This window comes from Kitasatospora sp. NPDC087315 (assembly GCF_044744345.1).
Taxonomy (GTDB): domain Bacteria; phylum Actinomycetota; class Actinomycetes; order Streptomycetales; family Streptomycetaceae; genus Kitasatospora.
In genome coordinates this window covers 12,082-30,918 of record NZ_JBIUYD010000047.1, presented here as the reverse complement: position 1 = coordinate 30,918, position 18,837 = coordinate 12,082, and the positions used below count along the sequence as shown (strand labels likewise).

The 18,837-nt window shown below is 73.8% G+C and carries 17 protein-coding genes; 11 read left to right on the top strand and 6 right to left on the bottom strand.

All coding sequences use genetic code 11. The features are described from left to right. Positions 1-366: 366 nt before the first annotated feature. The 3 genes from ACIO5D_RS37940 to ACIO5D_RS37930 form a co-directional block, all read right to left on the bottom strand. Positions 367-1,905 carry an MFS transporter gene (locus ACIO5D_RS37940; protein ID WP_400653659.1) on the bottom strand — a complete coding sequence of 513 codons (1,539 nt, stop codon included), beginning with the start codon at positions 1,903-1,905 and terminating at the stop codon, positions 367-369. Positions 1,906-2,098: 193 nt separating this feature from the next. After that, positions 2,099-2,767 (bottom strand): TetR/AcrR family transcriptional regulator, encoded by a 669-nt coding sequence (locus tag ACIO5D_RS37935; RefSeq protein WP_400800824.1) that lies wholly within the window; start codon positions 2,765-2,767, stop codon positions 2,099-2,101. Positions 2,768-2,922: 155 nt separating this feature from the next. Continuing rightward, positions 2,923-3,507, bottom strand: a complete 585-nt coding sequence (locus ACIO5D_RS37930; protein WP_400800829.1) for a GNAT family N-acetyltransferase — start codon at positions 3,505-3,507, stop codon at positions 2,923-2,925. 181 nt (positions 3,508-3,688) lie between these two features. Here ACIO5D_RS37930 and ACIO5D_RS37925 point away from each other — a divergent pair, with 181 nt between their 5' ends. The 6 genes from ACIO5D_RS37925 to ACIO5D_RS37900 all read left to right on the top strand — a co-directional run bounded on the left by ACIO5D_RS37925 (position 3,689) and on the right by ACIO5D_RS37900 (position 10,021). Continuing rightward, positions 3,689-4,975: an ATP-grasp domain-containing protein gene (locus tag ACIO5D_RS37925; protein ID WP_400800822.1), complete on the top strand. Its 1,287-nt coding sequence runs from the start codon at positions 3,689-3,691 to the stop codon at positions 4,973-4,975. After that, positions 4,972-5,793 (top strand): Rossmann-like domain-containing protein, encoded by an 822-nt coding sequence (locus tag ACIO5D_RS37920; protein ID WP_363614152.1) that lies wholly within the window; start codon positions 4,972-4,974, stop codon positions 5,791-5,793. The genes ACIO5D_RS37925 and ACIO5D_RS37920 overlap by 4 nt, the downstream gene beginning before the upstream one ends. Next, positions 5,790-6,866 carry a pyridoxal-phosphate dependent enzyme gene (locus ACIO5D_RS37915; protein ID WP_363614154.1) on the top strand — a complete coding sequence of 359 codons (1,077 nt, stop codon included), beginning with the start codon at positions 5,790-5,792 and terminating at the stop codon, positions 6,864-6,866. Before ACIO5D_RS37920 ends, ACIO5D_RS37915 begins: the two co-directional genes overlap by 4 nt. After that, complete coding sequence (locus ACIO5D_RS37910) at positions 6,863-7,918, top strand: dipeptide epimerase (protein WP_400653657.1); 1,056 nt, start codon at positions 6,863-6,865, stop codon at positions 7,916-7,918. Before ACIO5D_RS37915 ends, ACIO5D_RS37910 begins: the two co-directional genes overlap by 4 nt. An 85-nt stretch (positions 7,919-8,003) precedes the next feature. Further along, positions 8,004-8,921 carry a class I SAM-dependent methyltransferase gene (locus ACIO5D_RS37905; RefSeq protein WP_400800819.1) on the top strand — a complete coding sequence of 306 codons (918 nt, stop codon included), beginning with the start codon at positions 8,004-8,006 and terminating at the stop codon, positions 8,919-8,921. 311 nt (positions 8,922-9,232) lie between these two features. Next, positions 9,233-10,021 (top strand): VOC family protein, encoded by a 789-nt coding sequence (locus ACIO5D_RS37900; protein ID WP_400653655.1) that lies wholly within the window; start codon positions 9,233-9,235, stop codon positions 10,019-10,021. Between the two features lie 90 nt (positions 10,022-10,111). Here the strand turns inward: ACIO5D_RS37900 and ACIO5D_RS37895 are convergent, their stop codons facing one another. Next, positions 10,112-10,573 carry a hemerythrin domain-containing protein gene (locus ACIO5D_RS37895; RefSeq protein ID WP_363614162.1) on the bottom strand — a complete coding sequence of 154 codons (462 nt, stop codon included), beginning with the start codon at positions 10,571-10,573 and terminating at the stop codon, positions 10,112-10,114. 95 nt (positions 10,574-10,668) lie between these two features. Further along, positions 10,669-11,265 (bottom strand): TIGR03086 family metal-binding protein, encoded by a 597-nt coding sequence (locus ACIO5D_RS37890; protein WP_400653654.1) that lies wholly within the window; start codon positions 11,263-11,265, stop codon positions 10,669-10,671. A gap of 179 nt (positions 11,266-11,444) precedes the next feature. Between ACIO5D_RS37890 and ACIO5D_RS37885 the strand changes: the two genes are divergently transcribed. From ACIO5D_RS37885 to ACIO5D_RS37875, 3 genes are all read left to right on the top strand, one after another. Next, positions 11,445-12,014 (top strand): DoxX family membrane protein, encoded by a 570-nt coding sequence (locus ACIO5D_RS37885; protein ID WP_363614166.1) that lies wholly within the window; start codon positions 11,445-11,447, stop codon positions 12,012-12,014. A 368-nt stretch (positions 12,015-12,382) separates the two neighbouring features. Continuing rightward, the gene (locus tag ACIO5D_RS37880) at positions 12,383-12,883 is read left to right on the top strand and encodes an RNHCP domain-containing protein (protein WP_363614168.1); all 501 of its coding nucleotides are present in this window, start codon (positions 12,383-12,385) and stop codon (positions 12,881-12,883) included. Between the two features lie 321 nt (positions 12,884-13,204). Further along, a complete protein-coding gene (locus tag ACIO5D_RS37875) occupies positions 13,205-15,691 on the top strand; it encodes a collagenase (protein ID WP_400800826.1) in 2,487 nt (828 codons plus the stop codon). Positions 15,692-15,815: 124 nt separating this feature from the next. Here ACIO5D_RS37875 and ACIO5D_RS37870 read toward each other — a convergent pair whose 3' ends face one another. Further along, a complete protein-coding gene (locus tag ACIO5D_RS37870) occupies positions 15,816-16,577 on the bottom strand; it encodes a PP2C family serine/threonine-protein phosphatase (RefSeq protein ID WP_363614170.1) in 762 nt (253 codons plus the stop codon). Positions 16,578-16,849: 272 nt separating this feature from the next. On the opposite strand from ACIO5D_RS37870, the gene ACIO5D_RS37865 reads away from it, so the two are divergent. Next, positions 16,850-17,962, top strand: a complete 1,113-nt coding sequence (locus tag ACIO5D_RS37865; RefSeq protein WP_400800815.1) for an LLM class flavin-dependent oxidoreductase — start codon at positions 16,850-16,852, stop codon at positions 17,960-17,962. Further along, a complete protein-coding gene (locus ACIO5D_RS37860; RefSeq protein WP_400653651.1) occupies positions 17,959-18,621 on the top strand; it encodes an FMN reductase in 663 nt (220 codons plus the stop codon). Before ACIO5D_RS37865 ends, ACIO5D_RS37860 begins: the two co-directional genes overlap by 4 nt. The last annotated feature ends 216 nt before the right edge of the window (positions 18,622-18,837 follow it).

Sequence of the window (18,837 nt, the reverse complement as noted above, 5' to 3'; positions counted from 1 at the left end):
ATCTCGCCCAGCATGAAGGACCAGTGGTCCGGGAAGATCTTGCGGAGGTTGGCCCTGGCCAGGGAGTAGATCCCCAGCCGGCCGTCCGTCCAGTCGGCGGCCCGTCGGCCGCGTCCAGGAGGCTGATTCCGGGTCATTTCCACGCACCTCACTCCAAGAGAAGCGGGGATCATTCCCCGTTTCGAGCTGTCACCACCATAAACGGGGGATGATCCCCGTTTCTAGCCGGGGGTCGTTCCCGGGACGGAACCGGAGGGCGGGGGAGCCGGAGAGGGGGCCGGGGGCCGTGAAACGCCGAGCGGCCCGTCCGGTGTCGCGACGTCGCAACACCGGACGGGCCGCTTCGCGCCCGAGTACCTCCAGGGGTCAGTGCACCAGCACCGGCACCTGGTTGCTGTCCTCCTCGCCCGTGGCCGAACCGGTCGTCGCGCCGTCGGGGCGCCCGGCGTTGACCAGGACGAAGGCGATCGCGGCGGCCGTCAGCAGGATGCCGAAGGACCACCAGATCGCGGTCGAGAAGCCGTGCACCATGCCCTGGAACTGTGCCGCCTGGGCCGCGGCCGGGGACGTCGCGGCACCGGCGTGCGCGGCCAGCCAGGTGGCCGTGGCGCTGGCCGCGATGGTGTTCAGCAGCGCGGTGCCGATGGCGCCGCCGACCTGCTGGGAGGTGTTGACCATGGCGGACGCCACGCCCGCGTCGCGCGGCTGGACGCCGTGCGTGGCCAGGCTCATGGCCGGCATGAAGGCGGTGCCCATACCGAGGCCCATCAGGATCAGGCCGGGCAGGATCAGCGCCGGGTAGGAGGTGTCGAGGTCGATCTGGGTGAGGAGCAGCATGCCGATCGAGGCGACCAGGAAGCCGGGCGCCATCAGGAAGCGCGCGGGGACCCGGGTCATCAGCCGGGCGCCGATCTGGGTCGAGCCGGTGATCATGCCTGCCACCATCGGCAGGAAGGCCACACCGGTCAGCACCGGGCTGTAACCGAGCACGATCTGCAGGTAGTAGGTCAGGAAGAGGAACAGGCCGAACATGCCGATCACGGCCAGGCCGAGCGACAGGTAGACCCCGCCGCGGTTGCGGTCCAGGACGACCCGCAGCGGCAGCAGCGGCGCCTTGACGACCCGCTCGACGACGACGAACGCGGCCAGCAGGACACCGGCGGCGATGAACAGGCCGATCGTCACGCCGGAGCTCCAGCCGTCCGACTCGGCCCGGGTGAAGGCGTAGACCAGGGCGACCAGGCCGGTGGTGACCAGCAGCACCCCGGGGATGTCCAGACGGTTGCGGTTGCGGCCCTCGGAGGGCTCGCGGATCACCAGGACGGCGCCGACGGCGGCGACGATGGCGAACGGGATGTTGACGAAGAAGGTCCAGCGCCAGTTCAGGTACTCGGTCAGCAGACCGCCGAGGATCAGGCCGATCGCGCCGCCGCCGCCCGCGATGGCGCCGTAGATGCCGAACGCCTTGGCGCGCTCCTTGGCCTCGGTGAACATCACCGCGAGCAGCGAGAGCGCGGCCGGTGCGAGCAGCGCGCCGAACACGCCCTGGAGGGCGCGGGCGCCGAGCAGCATCGCGGTGTTGGCGGCGGCGCCGCCCAGCGCGGAGGCGAGGGCGAAGCCGGTCAGGCCGACCACGAAGGTCCGCTTGCGGCCCCACAGGTCGGCTATCCGGCCGCCGAACAGCAGCAGGCCGCCGAAGGCGAGCGCGTAGGCCGTGATGACCCACTGGCGGTTGCCGTCGGTGATGCCGAGGTCCTTCTGCGCGGACGGCAGGGCGATGTTCACGATGGTGGCGTCGAGGACGACCATCAGCTGGGCGAGGCCGATGAAGATCAGGGCCTTCCAGCGCCTCGGATCGGGCTGTGACGCGGCCTGCGTCGGCGGTGTGGAGTCGGTTTTGGGCATGGGGGTACTCGCTTCACGGTGCGTGGCGTACGGATCGGACGGATGACGTGCGGATCAGGACGGATGGCGTGCGAGGGCGCGGCGGGGCCGGAGGTGCCGACCGGCCGCTGTCGGCGCGTCCTCGCGGCGCGCTGTGGTGGTCGGTCTCCGGTGGGCCGGCGCCGGAGTCGCCGTGATCGTGGTGCTGGGGCTGTCAGTGGTGCGGCTTGAAGTCCTCGAAGGTCGCGGCCCGGCCGGGCAGGGTGGAGCGGGCGGGCGCCCGCAGGCCGTCCAGGAACAGCTGCAGGTGCCGGTGCACGAAGTCGTTGAGCAGGTGGCAGGAGATGTCCGGCAGCGGCCGGGTGAGCTGGCTCATCGCGATGAACAGGTCACCGTGGTCGATGTCGGGGCGCAGCTCGCCCGCCTCGCGGGCGCGGTCCATCATGCTGCCGACGGCAGCCGTCAGACGCTCGCGGGCCTCGACCAGGGCCGGGTCGAACGGGTCGACCCGGTTGGTGAGCAGCGGGCACAGCGCGCCGACCTTCTCCTCGACCGTCGCGTGGGCGAACCGCTGGAGAGCGTCGAACGGGCCGTCGCCCTCCGCCGTCGCCGTCTCGGCGATGGCCAGGATACGGTTTTTGACGAGCAGCGCCACCTCACGGATCAGCGCCGCGCGGTCCGGGAAGTTCCGGTACAGCGTGGCGTTGCCGACGCCCGCCCGCTTCGCGATCTCGTCCAGTGGCGCGTCCGCGCCGTGTTCGACGAAAGCGTCACGGGCCGCCAGGACGATCCGCTCACGGTTGCGGGACGCGTCCGCGCGCAGCTTGGGTGCGCGAACGGGCTCCACGGCGCGGACCTGCTCGGCGGCTGCTGCGGTGCTCACGGCGATGCTCCTCCATCAGAGTACCGGGGAAATCCTCCCCGCTTTCCTCCACGAAGGACCAAACGGGGATTCACTCCCCGGAAATTTCACCTGCGGGCGTGACCTGTGTCACATCTCTCCGACCGGGTGGCCGGGGTGTGCTCCGGTCGTCCGGTTCAGGCCGTCACCCGCTGTACCGCCCCGCCCCCGGCCGCCATCGGGCGGCGCAGCGGGATCTCGAAGTGGACGGTGGCCACGCCGGGCCCGTGCTCGCCGGTCGGGCGGGCGTCGTGGACCTCCTCGGCCAGGCTGCGCCAGAACGGCTCGGCGCCCGGGATCCTGGTGTTGGTGTGCAGGTAGAGCCGCTCGTACCCGCCCTCGGCGGCGGCGAACTCGCAGGCCTGTCGGACGAGTTCGCGGGCCAGTCCGTGCCGGCGGTGCTCGGCCCGGACGTACACCCGGACGAGCTGGGCGGTGGTGCCGTCGGGGTAGCGCTCGGCGAGGGCGCGCGGGTGCGGTGGGTGGGCGGGCCCGGTGGAGTGCAGCGCCGTGGTGGCGACCACCTCCTCGCGGTGGACGGCCACCAGCAGCGCGTGGCGGGGGTGGTCCAGGTAGTACCCCTGGAGGTCGACCACGTCGGCGTGCCAGTCCGGGACGTAGCCGTAGCCGAACTCCCGGTAGAACGTGTCGAGGATCAGCCGACGGGCGCCCGGGACGTCCGAGGGCAGTGCCGGCCTGATCTCGTAATCGACATGACGCATCATCAGATAACTCCGAAAGGGAGTGGACGGGCAGGTGGAGGGGGTCGACGCGCGGCAGACTACATGAAAACGGATGTCATCTGACGCCGCGTCCGAACCGTGTTGAAAATGAAAATGGATCCCGTTATGTTCTCCCTCGGCATGCCGGGCCGGCCTGCCGCACCCGTCGAGAGGGAGATCCGTGGCGCATCTGCTGATGATCGAGAGCTGGGTCGGCTCCATGAGCACTCTGCTGCCCAGGGCGCTGGGAGAGGGCGGTCACCGGTTCACCTTCCTCACCCGGGACCTGCACCACTATCTGCGCGCCACCCCGGCCGGGGCGCCGCACCCGCTGCTCGCCGCCGAGAACGTCCTCACCGCCGACACCAACGACCCGGCCGCCCTGCTCCCGTACGCCGAGCGGCTGCACGGCGTGCTCGGCTTCGACGGCGTGCTCTCCTCCTGCGACTACTACCTGCCCACGGTCGCGCTGGTCGCCCGGCACCTCGGGCTCCCCGGGCCGGCGCCCGAGGCCGTCACCGCCGCCTGCCGCAAGGACCTCACCCGTCGCGCGCTCGGCGCGGCCGGGGTGCCCGGGCCCGCGTACGCGCTCTGCGCCGACCGGGGGGAGGCCCTCGCCGCCGCCCGGGAGATCGGCTTCCCGCTGGTGGTCAAGCCGGCGGACCTGTGCGCCGGCATGCTGGTCCGCGAGGTCGTCGACGAGCGGGAGCTCGCCGTCGCGCTCACCGCCCTGGAGGCGTTCCCGGTCAACGCGCGCGGCCAGCGCCGGGCCCCCGTCGCCCTGCTGGAGGAGTTGCTCACCGGGCCCGAGGTCAGCGTCGAGACCGTCTCCGCCGACGGCGCCACCCATGTGGTCGGGGTCACCGACAAGAGCGTCGGCGGCGCGCCCGCCTTCATCGAGACCGGCCACATGTTCCCCGCCGCGCTCGACCCCGCCGATGCCGGGGCCGCCGCCCGGACGGCCGTCGCCGCGCTGGCCGCGCTCGGGCTGGACCAGGTCGTCGCGCACACCGAGATCAAGCTCACCCCGGCCGGGCCCCGGGTGGTCGAGGTCAACCCGCGCCCGGCCGGGAACCGGATCACCGAACTCGTCCGCCGCGTCACCGGCATCGACCTGGCCGCCGCCTGCGTGGACGTCGCCCTCGGCGGCCGGCCCGACCTCACCGCCCGCCCCACCGGCGTCGCCAGTGCCGCGATCGCCTTCCTGGTGCCGGGGGAGGGGCGGGCCGGTCTGCTGGACGGCTTCGACGGCGAGGCGGCGGTGCGCCGCGACCCGGCCGTCGTGGAGCTCTCCCTCGCCGGGCCGGGCCGCGACGTCCGGCCCGCCACCAGCAACAACGAGTACCTCGGCCATGTGATGACCGCCGACCCCGAGGGCGCCGGCGCCCGCCGCGAGGCCGAACGGCTGCTCTCCGGCCTCACCCCCCGCTACGCCGGCCGGGCCGAGGAGCGGGCGGTGCCCGCGTGACGACCACCGCCCCCGCCCCCGCGCTGGACCGGATCGCCGCCCAGGTCCGGGCCGGCGTGTACGGGCCCGACCCGGCCGGACAGCGGATCGCCCTCGCCTTCGGCACCACGCAGGCCGTCCGGCACGCCGGCCGCGCCCACGGCTACCGCAACGAGGTGCTCAGCCTGCGGCTCGGCGCCGCCGTCGGCTCCTGCGCCGTCGAACCCGGTGAGCTGCCCGCCGACGCGCTCACCGACTGCGTCGGCGCCGACGTCGCCGAACTGCTCGACCACCCCCTCACCCCCGTCCGGGTCGCCGCCCTCGACGCCTACCTGATGCACTGCCGTCCGCACACCCCCGCCCACGGCGCCCGCCCGGTCGCCCTGCCGGCCGGCGGTTCGCTGACGAAGTCCCGCGCCCGGGCCCGCGCCGTCATCGGCCTGCTCCCGCCCGGGGTGCGCCGGGTGCTCGTCGTCGGAGTCGTCAACTCCCTGCTGGAACAGCTGCGTTCGCAGGGCGTCGAGTACGTCCCGTGCGACCTCAAGGGTGGCACCACCGAATGGGGCGAGCCGGTGCACACCGACGCCCTGGCCCGGCTCGGCGACTGCGACGCCGTCCTCGCCTCCGGCATGACCCTCGGCAACGGCACGCTCGACCCGCTGCTCGCGCACGCCCGGGCCACCGGCGCCCCGCTGGTGCTGTTCGCCCAGACCGGCAGCGCCGTGCTGCCCCGGCTGCTCGGCGACGGCGTCAGCGCCGTCAGCGCCGAACCGTACCCCTTCTTCTGGCTCGACGGCGGGCCCACCGTCCTCCACCTGTACGGCGGTGGCGCCCGATGACCACCCTGCTCGCCACGGCCGGCCTCGGCAACCCCGACCTGCTGCCGCTGCTCGGCCGCACCCCGCTCGCCCGGATCAGCACCCCGCTGCCGCACCCCCACCCCGGCTTCTGGGCCAAACTGGAGGGCCTCGGAGCCGGCGGCATGAAGGCCCGCTCAGCCGTCGCGATGCTCCGCGGCGCCCACGCCCGCGGCGAACTGCGGCCCGGCGCCACGGTGGTGGAGTCCACCTCCGGCACCCTCGGCATCGGCCTCGCCTTCGCCGGACAGGCCTTCGGCCACCCCGTGGTGCTGGTCGGCGACGCCGAACTCGAACCGTCCATGCGCCAGTTGCTGCGCTCCTACGGCGCCCGGCTGGAGCTCGTCGAGCGGCCCGCCCGGCACGGCGGCTGGCAGGCCGCCCGGCTCGCCCGGCTGCGTACCGTCCTCGGCCGGCTGCCCGACGCCTACTGGCCCGACCAGTACAACAACCCCGACAACGCGGCCGGTTACCACGCCATGGCGCAGGAGATCACCGCCGAACTCGACCACCTGGACGTGCTGGTGTGCAGCGTCGGCACCGGCGGCCACAGCGCCGGGCTCGCCGAACCGCTGCGCCGCCGCTGGCCGGAGCTGCGGATCATCGGCGTGGACTCCGTCGGCTCTACCATCTTCGGCCAGCCCGCCCGCCCCCGGCTGATGCGCGGCCTCGGCAGCTCCATCCATCCGCGCAACGTCGCCCACCAGGCCTTCGACGAGATCCACTGGGTCGGCCCGGCCGAGGCCGTGGACGCCTGCCGCCGCCTCGCCCGCGGCAACTTCGTCAGCGGCGGCTGGAGCACCGGGGCCGTCGCCCTGGTCGCCGCCTGGGCCGCCCGCACACGCCCCGGCGAGGTCGTCGCCACCGTCTTCCCCGACGGCCCGCACCGCTACCTGGGCACCGTCTACGACGACGGGTTCTGCCACCGGCACGGTCTGGACCCCGACCGCGCCGCCCCGCGCCCGACCGAACTCCCGCACCCCGCCGCCGCCGAGGCCACCGGCTGGGCCCGCTGCCGCACCGACCGCGCGCGCCACCGCGAGGGGGCCCGATGAGGCTCGCCGTCCACACCGTCCGGCTCCACCTCGCCGAGCCGCTGCGGATCTCCCGTTCGGTGACGGCCCAGCGCGACGCCGTCCGGCTCGCCCTGCGCCACGACGGCCTCACCGGCCACGGCGAGGTCGTCAGCAGCGACTACCTCCGGCTGCCCACCTCCCGCATCCTGCGCGAGGTCGAGGCCCTGCGCGCGGACCTCGAACGAATCCCGGACCCGGAGCAGGCGATCGCCGAACTCCGGCGCGGGGCGGCACCGTTCAAGGGGCTGCCGGCCGGTGTGCTGGCCGCCGTCGAGGCCGCCCTGCTCGACCTGGCCGGCCGCCGGGCCGGCGCCCCCGTCCACCGGCTCCTGGGCCGGGCGGGCCCGGTGGCCGCCGCCACCGCCCGCACCATCGGCATCCAGCCCGCCGCCCGCGCCGCCGCCCGGGCCGGGGAGCTCGCCGCCGCCGGCTTCACCGTCCTCAAGATCAAGGCCGGTTCCGCGGACCCCGCGGCCGACCTCGCCCGCGTCCGGGCCGTCCGCGAGGCCGCCCCCGGCGCCCGGCTGCTGCTCGACCCCAACGGCGCCTGGACACCCGACCAGGCCGACCGGCTCCTGGCCGCCTTCGCCGACGCCGGTGTCGAGGCCGTCGAGCAGCCGATCGCCCCCGGCGACCCCGACGCGCTCGCCGGAGTCGCCGAACGCTCCCCGCTGCCGGTGATCGCCGACGAGGACGCCGTCGGCTACGAGGACGCCGTCCGCCTCGCCGGGCGGGTCCACGGCGTCAACCTCAAGCTCGCCAAGTGCGGCGGCGTCCACGAGGTGCTGCGCATCCAGGCCGCCCTCCGGGGCAGCGGCACCGACCTCATGCTCGGTTGCCTCGTCGCCAGCTCGCTCGGCATCGCCCCGGCCGTCCACCTGGCCGACCGCGCCCGCTGGGTGGACCTGGACGGGCACCTGCTGCTCGCCCACGACCCCTGGCGGGGCATCGGCGGCGCCGACGGCACCGTCCGCACCGCCGCCCGGGCCGGCCTCGGTGTCCGGCCCGCCGATCCGGAGGCCGGGTCATGAGGGCGCCGCGGCGCCCGCCCGCCCGTCCGCTTCCCGGCCGTCCGCCTCGGCCACGCCCCCGTCCGCCCACTCCCTGCGAGGCCCGATGACCGGCCGCAACCTGCTCACCGACACCCCCGAGCTGTACGAACTGCGCTTCCCCGACGCGGAGTTCACGGCCGCCCGGTGGGCCGAGTCGGTACTCCGCGACCACGGCGCCGGGCCGGACGTGCTCGACCTCGGCTGCGGCACCGGCCGCGACGCCGGCTGGCTGCACCGCACCGCCCGCCGCAGGGTCACCGGCCTGGACAGCTCCGAGGCGATGATCCGGTACGCCCGCCGCCGCCACCCCGGTCCGGACTACCACGTCGGCGACATGCGGGACTTCAGCCTCGACGGCCGCTTCGACGCCGCGCTCTGCCTGGACAGCGCCCTGCTCTACTGCCACACCAACCACGACCTCGACGCCCTGCTCGGCCGGCTCCGCCACCACCTGCGGCCCGGCGGACTGCTGGTCGCCGAGATGCGCAACGGCGCCTTCTTCCTCGGCCGCACCGAACTCCTCGACGCCCCGCGCACCGACACCGTCACCCGGGACGGCGTCACCCACACCTCGCACACCACGCTGTGGATCGACCATGCCGCCCAACTCCTGCGCCGCACCAGGATCTGGACCACCGACGGCGGCGCACCGGTCGAGCAGCACTCCGCCTGGCGGCTGCTCTTCCCCCAGGAGCTCCGCTACCTGCTCGCCGCCAACGGCTTCACCGTCCTCGCCCTCTACGACCGGCCAGGCCCGCGCACCGAACCACCCTGGTCCGAGGGCGACCGGCCCGCCGGCACGGCCGACGACGACCGCCTCCACCTCGTCGCCCGGCTCGACCACGGCGCCGGCCCGGCCGCCCACCTCTCCCTCGACCCCGCCGCGATCACCGCCGCCACCCCGGCCCGCGGCCACGGCCGGCCCGCCCCCACCGCCCCGGGCGCCGGCCACCACGGCTTCCGGGAGACCCCGGAGCTCTGAGGCGCCGAGCTCGCCGCACCGGCCGGTCCCACCTGCGTGCCGTGCCGCGCCGGGCCCGCCTCGCCCCCTGGGGCTTGTCTGACCATTCCCGCCGCGCGCACGAGGCCGGGCATCCCGCCTGGACGCACCGCCGAATCGGCCGAGTACGTCCAGTACGAGGCCGCTCCGGCGGCACGCCCAGCCGGGCGTCCAACGCCGCGCGCTGATGCGACGCGAACTGTCAGACAAGCCCTAGGCTGAAAGCGCCCGGGCGGTCCGTTGGCCGTGGGAGCCGGGACGGCCCCGGCGGCCGGGCGTCGAGGAGGTTCGCGATGAGCAGCCGTGAGACCGCCAAGGTGCGCTGTGTGGCGGCCGTTCCGTGCTGGGTGAGCCTGATGGCGCGCGATCTCGAAGTGGCGACAGCGTTCTACGGCCCGTTGCTCGGCTGGAAGTTCGAGCCCGCGCCGGACCGCTTCGGGCCGTATGTGCACGCGGTGGTCGGCGACGAGGCGGTGGCCGGGCTGGGGGTCACGGGCAGTGGCTGGGGCATGCCGGTGGCGTGGACCAGCTACTTCGGAACGGAGAGCGCCGACGCCGCCGCCGACGCGGTCCGCGAGCGCGGGGCGACCCTGGCGGTGGGCCCGCTGGCCTTCGACGCCGGCCGGGTGGTCCTGGCCGCGGACCCGGCGGGGGCGGTCTTCGGGATCTGGGAGGGACTGCCGGGCCGGGCCCGTCGGCTGGAGCTGCCGGGCGCACCGGTCTGGATCGAACTGCGCACGCCCGACCCCTTCGCGGCGGCGCTCTTCTACGGCGAGGTGTTCCGCTGGGACGGCCGCGACCCCGAGCGCTTCGAGGTGCGGTGGGAGCACGACCGGGTGGTGCTGCGCACCGAGGGGTACAGCGTCGCGGCCCTGGCCAAGGAGCAGTCGGGCGGCCCGGCCGGCATGCCGCCGCACTGGGAGGTGTTCTTCTCGGTGCCGGACGCCGACGCGGCGCTGGCCCAGGCGGAGGCGCTCGGTGGCTCGGTGATCGGGCCTGCCTTCGACTCGCCGTACGGGCGGGTGGCCCGCCTCCAGGACCCGGAGGGCGGACGGTTCGCGGTGATCAGCCTCAAGAACTGAGCCGGCCCGGGTCCGCGCCCGCCGGGGCACCGCCCCGGCGGGCGCGGGCATGCTCCGGGCGGTGTCCCCCGGCCCGCAGGCCGCCGCCCGCTACGGTCCGGCCTCGGTGACCGCCGTTCGTTCCGCCCGCAGCCGCTCGCCGAGCTCGGCCCGGGCCTCGGCGGGCAGCGCCTTGCGGGCGGCGGGGAACAGCCGCTTCTCCTCCGCGGCCAGATGCCGGCGGACGGTGTCGGCCAGCCCCCGGAACAACGCGCCGAAGGCCGGGTCGCCGGGGCCCAGGCCCTGGAGGTCGACGAGGTACTGCCCGATCGCGAGGTGGTCGTGGATGCTGGTGAACACCAGTGCCCCGCCGTCCGGCACGTCGTGCTGAACGGCGGGGAAGAGGTACTCCTCCTCGGCGGCGCAGTGGCTGAACAGCAGGTCGGTCAGGGCGACGAGCAGCTCGCCGCGCTCGGCCGCGCCGTCCGGGGCAGCCTCGGCCCGGTCGAGCAGTTCCGTCACGGCCCGGTGGTCGGCGGTGAACTCGCCGAGGATGTCCGGCCTGCGGCTCATGGCGCACCCGCCTTTCGTCCGGTGCTGGCCCCCCGACACCTCCAGTATCCGGCGTCGCGCGCCACGCCGGGCAGCCGGTCCGGGAACACCGCAGGTCAGGGCCGGTCACGCCGCCCGGTGAGGGCGAGCAGACGGGCCTGCGGGCCGGCGCCGGCCGGCACCCGCAGCGGCGGGTCGAACAGGCCGCTGCCGGAGAGGTTCCCGTACCCGGTGAACTCGCCGAGCGCGAACTCCACCAGGCCGGCCGGCAGCCGGGTGCGGCGGCGGATGCCCTCGGCGAGGTCCCAGGTGTGCACGACGGCGTCCGAGGTGAGCTGGTCCAGGTAGTACTGCGCGGAGACGTCGCCGTACGACAGGTGGACGGTCAGCTCGGTGGCGCCCGGTACCGCGAAGGCCTCACGGGCGGCGTCGGCGGCGGCCGTCCAGGCGGCGACCGGGTCGTCGCCGAGCACGTCGCCGTCGAAGCGGCCGCCGACCTCGGCGATGGTCGAACCCATCAGCAGCTCGGGCACCCAGAGCTGTTCGCCGGTGAGGTGGTTGACGAGATCCCGGACGGACCAGTCGGCGCACGGCGTCGGCGCGTCCCACTGGCGAGGGGTGACCAGCCGGACCCGGTCGCCGAACGCGGCCAGGGCCTCGGCGTACGGCGTGCCGGACCGTTCGGGCGGTTTCTGTTCGCTGCGATGAGCCATGCCTCCACCCTGCCCCGGGTTCCGGCCGGTCCGCGACCCGCGGGCCGGAGACCGTGTTGTTCAAATTCGAACTTCCAGGTACCGTCGAATGGCGGCGGTTCGAATTTGAACTACATCCGAACCAGGTGGCCGCGACCAACCCTCATCGCCCCGACTGACCCCGATTGATGGAGACGCGCATGCCGAGCACCAGCCCGAGCACGACCGCCCCCACCACCACCGTCCTCCCGGGCCGGGCCGCCCCCGCACCCGCGACGACCTCCCCGCACGCCTATGACGCCGGCCTCCTGTTGCTGCGCCTCGCCCTCGGCCTGACCATGGCCGCGCACGGCAGCCAGAAGCTGTTCGGCTGGTTCGGCGGCGGCGGCCTCGACGGCACCGGTCAGTTCTTCACCATGAGCGGCTACCCGGCGGGCAACGCCATGGCCGTTGTCGCCGGTCTGACCGAGACCCTGGGCGGGCTCGCCCTCGCGGCCGGCCTGCTCACCCCGCTGGCCGCCGCCGCGATCCTCGGCACCATGGTCAACGCGATCGCCGTCACCTGGGGCGGCGGCTTCTTCGCCCCCAAGGGCAACGAGTACGAGCTGCTGCTCACCGCGGGTGCCGCCGCGCTCGCCCTGACCGGTCCCGGCCGCTACGCCGTGGACCGCTTCCTGCCCGTGCTCCGCGCGCACCGGCTGGCGTACGGCGCCGCCGCCGTCGTGGTGGGCCTGGCCACCGCCGGCGTCATCCTGCTGCTGCGGAAGTGACCGCTCCGCGCGGGTGACCCGCCCGGCCCCGGTGCGAGCCGGAAATCCGCTTGCACCCGGTCGGGCCGCCGGGTTTGAGTAGGGGCTGCCGGTCGTCCGACCGGCAGCCCCTGCCGTGTGCGAGCGGCGGGCCCCGGCGATGTGGTGAAAGTGGTGGGTTTGTGCCCCGGCTGACAGCGAGCGCTCTCCGTGCACCCCTGGTGGAGCCCGCACCGTCCGGCCCGGCACCCGCCCGGCTCGGCTGAGGGCCTTCGCCGCGCGTCCGAGGCCTGTGGCCGACGGCCCGCGACGCCACCCCGGGGTGGCCGGACCGCGCTCTGTTCTTCCGAGCCGCCCAGTCCGCCCGCATCCCGCAGGGAGCCCCCGACGTGTCCCGACGACACCGACCGCCACACCCCCGTAGCCGCACCGAACGCCCCACCGGCGACGCCGGTCGCGCCGAGTACTCCGAGTACGCCGAGTTCCGCGCGTACGCCCGGTCCCGCCGTTACGACCCGCAGGAGCCGGCGGCCGGCCCGGGGCCCGAGCGGGCCGCCGAGTCGTTCCGCTGCCGGCACTGCCGCCTCGACGTGTCGATGCGCGCACCCGGCACGGCGCACCGCAACCACTGCCCGAACTGCCTCTACAGCCTGCACCTCGACGACCGCGTCCCCGGCGACCGGGCGTCGGGCTGCCGGGCCCGGATGGAGCCGATCTCGATCTCCGTGCGCGGTGGCGGCGAGTGGGTCATCATCCACCGCTGCACCGCCTGCGACGAGTTGAGCGCCAACCGGACGGCCGGTGACGACAGCCCGCTGCTCCTGCTGCGGATGGCGACCCGGCCGTTGGCCCAACCTCCGTTCCCACTGGAGCGGTTGGCCGGGCTGTAGCTCCGGCGGGTTTCCGCCGGGCCTTTGACGGCCGCCGTGACGACGGCTGACGCCTCGTCGCGGCGGCCGTTCGTCGGCACCTCCCGGGTTCGGCCCGGTCTCTTGCCGTCAGGGGCCTTCCACGGTCATGTGATGTATGCCATGGTACATGTCACACTCCCCACCGTGTGCGCGACAGAGCCACCCCCTGGGCTCCGCCGCAACGGTCCTCACCCCTGTACGGCCGCGCCCCCACGCGGTCGAAGATGGCCCGGAGGCCCCCACGTGAGTACCGCACGACGCCTACAACTACCTCAGATAGCAAGGCTGTTGACGATCGCCATGGCGTTCGTCCTGGCGCTCGGCCTGTTCGCCCCGCGCAGCCAGGCCACCCCCGTCCCGGCCTCGCCGCAGTCCGGCAGCGCCGCTGCCGCTCCCACCGACCCGGCCCCGCAGCCCGGCCTCGGTGCCGTCCGTGACGGCCACAGTGACAACAAGCCCGTCCCGGCGCGCGAGCGAGCCCCGCTCGCGCTCACCCCGGACCGGCGCGGCGGTGAGCAGCAGGCCGCCAAGGCCACCGGCCGGAACGCGCCCGCCGCCGAACAGCCCTGCAACGTCGGGGACTTCACCAGCCGCACCGGCATCGCCCTCGTCCAGCAGATCAAGTCCGTCGATCTGGACTGCGTCAACGAGCTGTTCGGTCTCACCGGCACCGACGCGTACGGCGCGTTCCGCGAGGCCCAGATGGCCACCGTGGCCTACGCCCTGCGTGACGCGGCGGGTTCGTACCCCGGCGACAACACCACCTCCGTCGAGCAGTTGGTGCTCTACCTGCGGGCGGGCTACTACGTGCAGTGGTACAATCCCGCTGCCGTCGGTACCTACGGGTCTGCCCTGCAGACCGCGATCCGCAGCGCGCTCGACGCGTTCTTCGCCGCCTCGCACTCCCGGGACGTCAGCCCGGCCAACGCCGCGATCCTGGGCGAGGCCGTCACGCTGATCGACAGCGCGCAGGAGAACGCCCGCTACATCTACGTGGTCAAGCGGCTCCTGACCGACTACAACAGCGCCACCTACAACCCGAGCGGCATGGCCAACGCCGTCAACAGCGTCTACACCGTCCTGTGGCGCGGCCACCAGAACGCCGCGTTCGTGAGCGCCGTTCAGTCCGACCCCAGCGTGCTCGACACGATGTACAGCTTCGCCGTCACCAACAACGACCAACTCGGCGGCGACTACGGCTCGCTGGTCTACAACGCGGCCCGTGAGCTCGGCCGCTTCCTCCAGTACGCGCCGCTCCAGGCCAAGGTCCGCCCGCTGGACCGGGCCCTGGCCGCCCAGGCCTCGGTCTCCGGCCGCACCGCCTACCAGTGGGCCGCCGTCGCGGAGATGGCCGACGCGTACGACGCCGGCAACTGCGCCTACTACGGCACCTGCGACGCCGCGAACCGCCTCAAGGCCGCCAACCTCACGGTCTCCTACACCTGCAGCCCGAGCATCCGCATCCTCGCCCAGGCGCTGAACAGCACCCAGCTCACCAGTGCCTGCACCAGCCTGACCGGCCAGGACGCCTACTTCCACACGGTGGCCCGCGACAACGGTCCGGTGGCGAACGACAAGAACACCGCCATCGAGGTCGTGGTCTTCCACTCCTCCTTCGACTACGGGGTGTTCGCCGCCATCATCTACGGCATCGACACCAACAACGGCGGCATGTACCTGGAGGGCGACCCGGCCACGGCCGGCAACCTGCCGCGCTTCCTCGCCTACGAGGACGACCGGGTGCGCCCGAACTTCCAGATCTGGAACCTCAACCACGAGTACACCCACTACCTCGACGGCCGGTTCGACATGTACGGCGACTTCGACGCCGGCATGACGACCCCGACCGTCTGGTGGGTCGAGGGCTTCGCCGAGTACGTCTCCTACTCGTACCGAAAGGTCGACTACGACGCGGCGATCGCCGCCGCGGCCCGGCACACCTACAGCCTCAGCACCCTGTTCGACACCACCTACAACAACGCCGACACCGAGCGGGTCTACCGCTGGGGCTACCTCGCCGTCCGCTACATGCTGGAGAAGCACCGCTCCGACCTGGACGCCGTGCTCGCCAAGTACCGTACGGGCGACTGGAACGGCGCCCGCGCCTACCTGACCGGCACCATCGGCACCCGCTACGACGCCGACTTCGACGCCTGGCTGACCGCCTGCGCCAACGGCGCCTGCGGCGGCACCACCAACCCGCCCGGCAACCAGCCGCCCACGGCCGCCTTCACCGCCGCCGTCAGCGGGCTGACCGCCACCTTCACCGACGGCTCCACCGACGCGGACGGCACCATCGCCGCCCGCGCCTGGAACTTCGGTGACGGCACCACCTCCACCGCCGCCAACCCGTCGAAGACGTACGCCGCGCCCGGCAGTTACACCGTCACCCTCACCGTGACGGACGACAAGGGTGCCACGGCTACCACCAGCCGCACCGTGACCGTCGCGGGCCTGTCCGAGTGCACCGGCTCGGACACCCGCCAGCTCGACCGCAACTGCCGTCGTAGCAACGCGGCGGCCACCACCGGCAACTACGCGCACTTCTACCTGTACGTCCCGGCCGGCACCCGGCAGCTGAAGATCACCAGCAGTGGGGGCACCGGCAATGCCGACCTCTACTACAACAGCGGCGGCTGGGCGTACACCAACGCCTACACCGCGCGCTCCGTCAGCGCGGGCAACGGCGAGACCCTCACCGTGACCGACCCGCCGGCCGGTGCGGTGTTCATCAGCCTCTACGCGCAGCAGGGCTTCGGCGGGGTGAGCATCACGACCGAGTTCTGACCGGCGGCCCCGGGCAGGCCCGGCCGGCTACGAGCGACCCCGACCGGTCAAGGCCGACAGCGGCCCCGGCGGAGCGCGTCCAGCGCCCCGCCGGGGCCGCCCGGCTGCCGGGCCGGCCGCCCGTTCACTCGCCGATCCGCACCAGCGCCAGCGTGATGTTGTCCGGTCCGCCCGCCTCGATCGCCGCCCGCCAGAGCTCGAACGCGGCCCGCCCGTCGGCCCGTTCGGAGCCCTCGTAGGGCCGCGTCAGCACCTCGGACAGCTCCTCCTCCGGCAGCGGGTCGGTCAGCCCGTCGCTGCACACCAGATAGCGGTCGCCGACCGCCAGCGGCGCGCTGCGCACATGCGGTTCGACGAAGGTCAGGCCGAGCGATCCGCCCAGCGTCTGGGTGACCACCGAGGTGGTGCGCCGCCCGGGCGGCAGCGGCGGGCTGTCGTCCACGCTGAGCCGGCGCAGCCCGTCCCCGGCGATCCGGTAGACCCGGCTGTCGCCCACGTTGAAGACCACCGCCTGGTCCGGCAGCAGCACCACACCGGCGACGGTCGTCCCCATCGCGGCGAGCTCCGGTTCACCGGCCGCGGCGGCGTACACCGCCCGGTTGCAGGACTGCAGCCCCTCCCGGACGGCCTCCTCGCCGTCCAGTCCGGGCCCGGCGGTCGCCAGCCGGCGGGCCACCAGCGCACTCGCCACCTCGCCGCCGGGGTGTCCGCCCAGGCCGTCCGCCACCGCCACCACGCAGGGCGGGCCGAGCGGGAACAACAGTGTCTGCGGGTTGGTGGTCACGGTGGCGCAGAGTGTCCACGGCCCGACCGTCAGGCTGTCCTCGTTGTGCTCCCGCACCAGGCCCTCATGGCTCAGCGCGCTCACCGCGATATAGGCCGTCATCGGCTCGCCGCCCTTCCGGATACCCGGGCCGGCCGTCCCGGCACCCCCCATTGTCGCGCGCCACGGGCTCGGCGGCCCGGGCACCGGGGTCCACGGTCTGTGTGCCCCGCGCCGGATCGGCGCCGCCCTGGCCGCCTCCGCGCCCGCCGTGTCGGAGCGGACGGCGGTTCGGGGGAGGCCGGGAACAACGACGGGCGGGCCGGTGCTAAGATGGTTGAAACTTTGACGATCGGGTCCTGAAACCCGGGCCCACCTGGAGTGTGGTGAGCAGCATGCAGTTCGGAATCTTCACCGTCGGCGACGTCACCCCTGACCCCACCACCGGCCGTACCCCGACCGAGCACGAGCGGATCAAGGCGATGGTGGCCATCGCCCGCAAGGCCGAGGAGGTCGGCCTGGACGTGTTCGCCACCGGCGAGCACCACAACCCGCCGTTCGTCCCGTCCTCGCCGACGACCATGCTCGGCTACATAGCCGCGCAGACCGACCGCATCATCCTCTCCACCTCGACCACCCTGATCACCACCAACGACCCGGTGAAGATCGCCGAGGACTACGCGATGCTCCAGCACCTCGCGGAGGGCCGGGTGGACCTGATGATGGGCCGCGGCAACACCGGGCCGGTGTACCCGTGGTTCGGCAAGGACATCCGGCAGGGCGTCCCGCTCGCGATCGAGAACTACGCGCTGCTGCACCAGCTCTGGCGCGAAGAGGTGGTGGACTGGCAGGGCCGCTTCCGCACCCCGCTGCAGTCCTTCACCGCCACCCCGCGCCCGCTGGACGGCGTCCCGCCGTTCGTCTGGCACGGCTCCATCCGCAGCCCCGAGATCGCCGAACAGGCCGCCTACTACGGCGACGGCTTCTTCGCGAACAACATCTTCTGGCCCAAGGAGCACTTCCAGAAGCTGGTCGACCTCTACCGCGAGCGTTACGCCCACTACGGCCACGGCACGGCCGAGCAGGCGTACGTGGGCCTCGGCGGGCAGGTGTTCATGCGGAAGAACTCGCAGGACGCGGTGCGGGAGTTCCGGCCGTACTTCGACAACGCCCCGGTGTACGGGCACGGGCCCTCGCTGGAGGAGTTCACCGAGCAGACCCCGCTCACCGTCGGCAGCCCGCAGGAGGTCATCGAGAAGACGCTCACCTTCCGCGAGTCGTTCGGCGACTACCAGCGCCAGCTGTTCCTGATGGACCACGCCGGACTGCCGCTGAAGACCGTGCTGGAGCAACTGGACCTGCTCGGCGAGGAGGTCGTCCCGGTGCTGCGGGCGGAGTTCGCCAAGGGGCGGCCGGCCGGCGTCCCGGACGGTCCCACCCACGCGGCCCGGGTGGCGGCCGAACTCGCCGCGCGGCAGCAGGAGGAGACGACGGAGGTGGCCAAGTGAGCACGCTCAGGCTGGTGGTGGTCAGCGCCGGGCTCAGCAAGCCGTCCTCGACGCGGCTGCTGGCCGACCGGCTGGCCGAGTCGACGGTCCGGCAACTCGACGGCGCCGCAACCGGTGTCGACGTCACGGTGATCGAACTGCGCGACCTCGCCACCGACATCGCCCACAACTTCGTGACCGGCTTCCCCGGGGCCGCGCTGCGCGGGGCGATCGAGGCGGTGACGGCGGCGGACGGGCTGATCGCCGTCACGCCGATCTTCACCGCCTCCTACAGCGGCCTGTTCAAGTCCTTCTTCGACGTGATCGACCACGACGCCCTCGCGGGCAAGCCCGTGCTGATCGCCGCCACCGGCGGCACCCCCCGGCACTCGCTGGCCCTGGAGCACGCCGTGCGGCCGCTGTTCGGCTATCTGCGGTCGGTCGTCGTGCCGACCGCGGTGTACGCGGCCACCGACGACTGGGGCGCTGCGGGGGACCGTCACACCGGCGGCCTCCCGGCCCGGATCGACCGCGCGGCGGGCGAGCTGGCGGCCCTGCTGGCCCGCCCCGCTCCGGCCGGCGCGGACCGGCCGGGGGCCGGTCGGGCGGCTGCCGCGCGGTCGGCCGGCGCGGAGGCCGTGGTGCCGTTCGCCGAGCAGCTCGCGGCCCTGCGGGTCTGAGGGCGCGCGGGCTGGACGAGGGGCGGGCTTCGGCCCGCCCCTTCCGCGTACCCGGGCACGGGCCCCGTGTGCACCCCGTGGCTCCGTGACCCCGCTGCTCCGAATGGCCCGCACCGGACGGAGCGTTCGCCGAGGGCCATTCGGGTGCGTGTTGGCTGCGCCTAAATGTCCACTATGCGATGTAATCGTATACATGATCAGCTTTCCGCTGGCCCG